The 665-nt window shown below is 48.0% G+C and carries 1 pseudogene; it reads left to right on the top strand.

The annotated features are described in order from the left end of the window. Positions 1-89 precede the first annotated feature (89 nt). Positions 90-170 (top strand): annotated as a pseudogene (locus tag HMPREF1224_RS46210) (transposase); the annotation flags it as partial. Between the last annotated feature and the right edge of the window lie 495 nt (positions 171-665).

Below are 665 nucleotides of genomic sequence, written 5' to 3'. Positions count from 1 at the left end.
GAGCGGGTAGCCGGGGTGAGAATAGAGCGGCGTGGGCAAGGGCGGCCGAGATTAGAGTAGGGAAAATAAATCTGTCCCCTTTTTTCGCTGTGGACGAGATAGAGCGGGTAGCCGGGGTGAGAATAGAGCGGCGTGGGCAAGGGCGGCCGAGATTAGAGCAGGGAAAATAAATCTGTCCCCTTTTTTTGCCAGTTCCCTTTTTTTGCCTTTTTTTGTTTGTTGGTCCGATTTGATCGACCTACTGGAGGAGGCTGATTATGCCGAAGTACACGTGTACCTGTGGCTACGTTATGAACCTTTCGCAAGGATGGTCAGACTATGAGTTGACTCTAATTCCTGAGTCAGCAATAGAGAGCTTGGGGGATAGGCTAGATAGCGAGGATAAGCTGTCTTCTGATCAGTTATATGAAGCTCTTGATGAAAAGGCAATTACGGTGTACCGATGCCCGAAGTGTAGAAGGTTGCACTTGGAGGAAGAGCCAAATAGATTCACCACTTATATAGTTGAATAAGCTTTGCTGCGAGAGCCTGAGTGCTTCGGAGCAAGAAGGACTGAAAGCTATTCAGAACCTTCATAAAGGGACAGATTTATTTTCTCTACTCTAATTTTCTGAGCATGGAGGCTCCAGCGCAGATGTCGTAAAGGAACTTCGCGATGCCTAGGT

It is taken from the genome of Pseudomonas sp. P179, assembly GCF_000478485.2.
In the GTDB taxonomy this organism is placed as follows: Bacteria; Pseudomonadota; Gammaproteobacteria; order Pseudomonadales; family Pseudomonadaceae; genus Pseudomonas; species Pseudomonas aeruginosa.
This window is presented reverse-complemented; position numbering and strand designations above follow the sequence as displayed.